Below are 4218 nucleotides of genomic sequence, written 5' to 3' on the forward strand. Positions count from 1 at the left end.
CGAAGGCGGTGATGTTCTCGCTCACCCAGTGCAGGACGGCCGCCTGGTCCTGGGGGCCGAGGTTGTCGGCGCCGATGGCGGGCAGGTGGAGGAAGCCGAGGGGGCCGATGCGGTAGTTGGCGGTGACGACGGTGATGTCGCCGAGTGCGGCGAGGTGGGTTCCGTCGTACCAGTCCCAGCCGCCGGAGCCGCTGGACCAGCCGCCGCCGTGGAACCACACCAGCACCGGCCGCGGCACCGCGCTCTCGGCCAGGGCCGAGGCCGGGGTCCACACGTTGAGGTTCAGACAGCCGTCCTCGTCCCAGTCCGGCACCCGCGGCCCCATCACGCCTTCCAGCCGCGAGTGCGACTGCGGCACCGCCGGACCGGAACGGGCGGCATCGCGTACGTCGCCCCAGCCCGGGTGGGGCCGTGGCGGGGCGAAGCGCAGCTCGCCCACGGGTGAGGCGGCGTAGGGGATGCCGCGGAAGGCGGCCACCGGCCCCTCGGCGATTCCGCGTACGCGGCCCGCCCGCGTGGCCACCACCGGTCCTCCGTTTTCCGCCACCGTTGCCGCCTCTCCCTCACCGCCGCGCGCGGCGAACACCAATGACACCGGTTCTACGCTCACAGGCCTGGGGCGGCCACATATCCGTCCCTCCTGGCAGGACGCGGTCTCCCCAGCGCGTCACCCGAACGGGCTCTTCTGTGTGATAACCGTTTTACATGTTCAAGTGTTTGGGCACATACGTGGATGGGTGTGTGCCGCGCTGAGCAGCTTCGTGCGAGCTCCCACACGACCACGTGTCCATGTGGACGCTTCGATCACCCGCATCCGGCCGTCCGGCTCGACGTGCCCCCTAGTGGATGCAAGGAGTCCGAGGATGAGTGCGTGCGAATCACATGAACACGAAGGCCGGGTGACCGCGCTGCGGCGGCGGAAACTGCTGGCCATGGCCGTACTGACACCCGCGGTCGCAAGGCTGGGAATCGCCGACGGAATCGCCGACGCCCGTGCCGGGTCCGCCGCCCGGACGAAGTCGGCGGGACGCCTCATATCCCCTGTGCCCACGACTCAGGCGGGGTGGGCGGAGGTCGCGAAGACGCTCGGACGTTCCGGCAACATGATCCGGGGCCTCTTCTACCACACGCCTTTTCCCCGCTGGGATCTCCGCGTCGTCTCCCGCGGGATCCCGGTCACGCCAGGGCTCGCGCTCGGTTCGCACGCGTCGTTCGTCCGTTACAGCGACGGAAGCATCATGGTCATGGGCGATCTGGTGGTCACCGAGAGCCGGTTGCAGAGGCTCACCGATGCTCTGCAGGCCCACGGATTCATCCAGACCGCGATCCACAAGCACCTGCTGGAGCAGACCCCTCCAGTCTGGTGGACGCACGTTCACACGCACGGACACGACCCTGTCGACCTGGCCCGCGGCCTGCGTGCCGTCATGGAGGAAAGCGGTACGCCACCGCCGTCTCCACCCCCGTCACCCGGCCGGCTCGATCTGGACACGGCGGGAATCGACGCGGCGCTGGGTTCCCACGGAACCGCCGGAGCCGGGATCTACACCTGCACCTTCATCCGCCGGGAAACCGTCGTGGACGGCAACCGGGCCCTGCCGCCGGGGCTGGGCGCCACCACCGCCTTCAACTTCCAGCCCATAGGCGGTGGCCGCGCCGCTCTCAACGGCGATTTCGTCATGATCGCTTCGGAGGTGCAGGACGCCATCGGTGCCCTGCGCCGCGGCTCCATCGACCTCGTCGAGCTGCACAATCACGGTCTGACGGAAGAGCCGCGGCTGTTCTTCACCCACATCTGGGCAGTCGGGGACGCCGTCACCCTCGCACGAGCCCTGCGGCCCGCGGTGGCGGCCACCAACGTCGCTCCGTCCTCCAACTCCACGGAACGGAAAGCGGAATCGACAGCGGAATCGACAGCGGACCCGGAACCCGGCCCGCGCTCTTCCCGCTGAACCGGGCCCCGGACGAACGGATCAGTGCCCCAGCCGCCTGAGCGTCTGCTCCGGGTACCGCTCCCCGGCGACGGCCTCCGTGGGTACCGCCGCGCGCAGCAGCGCGAGCGCGTCCGGGTCCAGTGCGATGTCCGCCGCCGCGGCGTTCTCGGTCAGGTAGCTCCGCCGCTTGGTGCCGGGGATGGGGACGATGTCGTCCCCCTGGGCGAGGAGCCACGCGAGGGCCGCCTGCGCGGGCGAGCAGCCGATGCGCGAGGCGACGTCCCGTACGGCGGCCACGAGGGCCAGGTTCCGGCCGAGGTTCCCCTCGTCGAAGCGGGGCCAGCGCCTGCGGTTGTCCTGCGCGGCCAGGTCCTCGCGCGAGGTGATCGTTCCCGTCAGCATGGCCCGGCCGAGCGGCGAGTAGGCGACGACGGCGATCCCCAGCTCGCGGCAGACCGCGAGGAGTTCCCCCTCGACCACGTCCCGTGTGAAGAGGGAGTACTCCACCTGCACCGCGCTGATGGGGTGGACGGCGTGCGCCCGGCGCAGCGTCGCGGGGCTGACCTCGCTCAGGCCGAGGAAGCGGACGCTGCCCTCCGCCACCAGCGCGGCCATGGCGCCCACGGTTTCCTCGACGGGGACTTCCGGGTCACGCCGGTGCGCGTAATAGAGGTCGATGTGGTCCGTGCCGAGACGGCGCAGCGACGCGTGGCACGCGGGCCCGACGTACGCCGCCGACGTGTCGACGTCCCCCACGCGCCCCGTGGCCGCGTCGTGCCGCAGGCCGAACTTCGTGGCGAGGACCACGCGCTCCCGGCGGCCGGGCCGTCGGCGCAGCCAGCCGCCCAGCAGCTCCTCGTTGGCCCCGCGGCCGTACGCGTCCGCCGTGTCCAGCAGCGTGACCCCCAGCTCGGCGGCGAGGTCCAGCGTGCGGAACGACTCGGCGTCGTCCGGAGTGCCGTAGGCGACCGACATCCCCATGCAGCCGAGGCCGATGGCCGACACGGCGGGGCCGTCCTTCCCCAGGACGCGCTCTTTCATGTGCTGCTCCCTCCCACGGGGCGGGCCCGGTGCTCACCCCATGCGCTTGATCTTCTCGAACGGGCAGCGGCCGATGACGACGACCAGGAAACCGTAGGCGCGAGGTCACACGGTCGCCCCGCGGCGACCCGGGCGGCGTACGAGCGTCAGCAGGGCCGCGGCCGCGAACACCGCCACGACCACGGCCATGGACGGTGCGGGACTGCCCAGGCCCGTCAGCGGGGCGGCGATGCCGCCGAGCGCGTACTGGAGCAGTCCGAGCAGCGCGGATGCCGTGCCCGCGCCCTCGCTCTGGCCCGCCAGTGACAGTGCCGTCGCGTTCGGCATGATCAGTCCGATGCTGCCGACCAGGGCGAAGAGCGAGGCGAGCACCGCGGGCAGCCCGAGGTCCGCCAGTACGGACAGCAGCAGCGCGGCGCCTCCCGCGGCGCACAGGATCAGCCCCGCGCGCAGCAGCACCTGCGGCGAAGTGCGGCGCAGCAGCAGCGCGTTGCCCTGGCCGAGCAGCATGATGCCGAACGCGTTGGCCCCGAACGCCAGGCTGAACTCCTGCGGGCTCAGCCCGTAGACCTGCTGCAGGACGAACGAGGACGCGGATATGTACGTGAACATGGCCGCGAAGGCGCACCCGCCCGCCAGCGCGTACCGCATGAAGCTCCCCGTGCGCAGCAGCGCCCCGAAGCTGCGCACGGTCGCCCCGAGCCCGCCGGTCCGGCGCTGCCCGGGCGGCAGGGTCTCCTCGACGACCAGCACCGTGGCCGCGAGGATCAGCGCCCCGACGACGGCGAGGGTGACGAAGATCCCACGCCAGGACGTGACGCGCAGCAGCTGCCCGCCCACGACGGGGGCCATGATCGGCGCGATGCCGTTGACCAGCATCAGCAGCGAGAAGGTACGGGCCGCCGCGGTCCCGTCGTAGAGGTCGCGGACGATGGCCCGGCTGAGCACGATGCCCGCCGCGCCCGCGATGCCCTGGACGGCCCGCAGGCCGGTCAGCGCCGTGACGCCGGGGGCCACGGCACACAGCAGGCTCGCCACGACGTAGCAGACCAGGCCCACGAGGAGGGGCTTGCGGCGCCCCCATCGGTCGCCGAGCGGGCCCGCGAGCAGCTGGCCCGCGGCCAGGCCCACGAGGCAGCTGGTGAGCGTCAGCTGGACGTCCGCGTCCCGCACCCCGAAGCCCTGCGCCAGCGAGGGGAGCGCGGGCAGGTACATGTCGAGGGACAGCGGGCCGAACGCGGAC

At 72.0% G+C, this 4218-nt stretch carries 4 protein-coding genes; 1 reads left to right on the forward strand and 3 read right to left on the reverse strand.

Annotated features, from left to right (window positions below; all coding sequences use genetic code 11):
* The coding region (locus tag K6I34_RS32740) for a carboxylesterase family protein (protein ID WP_229331671.1) at window positions 1-547 on the reverse strand (547 nt) is incomplete at its 3' end.
* 316 nt (window positions 548-863) lie between these two features.
* On the opposite strand from K6I34_RS32740, the gene K6I34_RS32745 reads away from it, so the two are divergent.
* Window positions 864-1952: a DUF1259 domain-containing protein gene (locus K6I34_RS32745; RefSeq protein ID WP_229331672.1), complete on the forward strand. Its 1089-nt coding sequence runs from the start codon at window positions 864-866 to the stop codon at window positions 1950-1952.
* Window positions 1953-1973: 21 nt separating this feature from the next.
* Here K6I34_RS32745 and K6I34_RS32750 read toward each other — a convergent pair whose 3' ends face one another.
* Entirely contained in the window at window positions 1974-2975 is a 1002-nt protein-coding gene (locus tag K6I34_RS32750) for an aldo/keto reductase (RefSeq protein WP_229331673.1), read from the reverse strand.
* A 105-nt stretch (window positions 2976-3080) separates the two neighbouring features.
* Window positions 3081-4218, reverse strand: a 1138-nt coding sequence (locus K6I34_RS32755) for a multidrug effflux MFS transporter (protein ID WP_229331674.1), incomplete at its 5' end; no start/stop codon positions are given.

Source organism: Streptomyces sp. UNOC14_S4, assembly GCF_020740835.1.
GTDB lineage: Bacteria > Actinomycetota > Actinomycetes > Streptomycetales > Streptomycetaceae > Streptomyces.

Bases quoted from the DNA above. Each gene is read 5' to 3' on its own strand.
- K6I34_RS32745 (WP_229331672.1), top strand. From the start codon at position 864: ATGAGTGCGTGCGAATCACATGAACACGAAGGCCGGGTGACCGCGCTG.
- K6I34_RS32750 (WP_229331673.1), bottom strand. From the start codon at position 2,975: ATGAAAGAGCGCGTCCTGGGGAAGGACGGCCCCGCCGTGTCGGCCATC.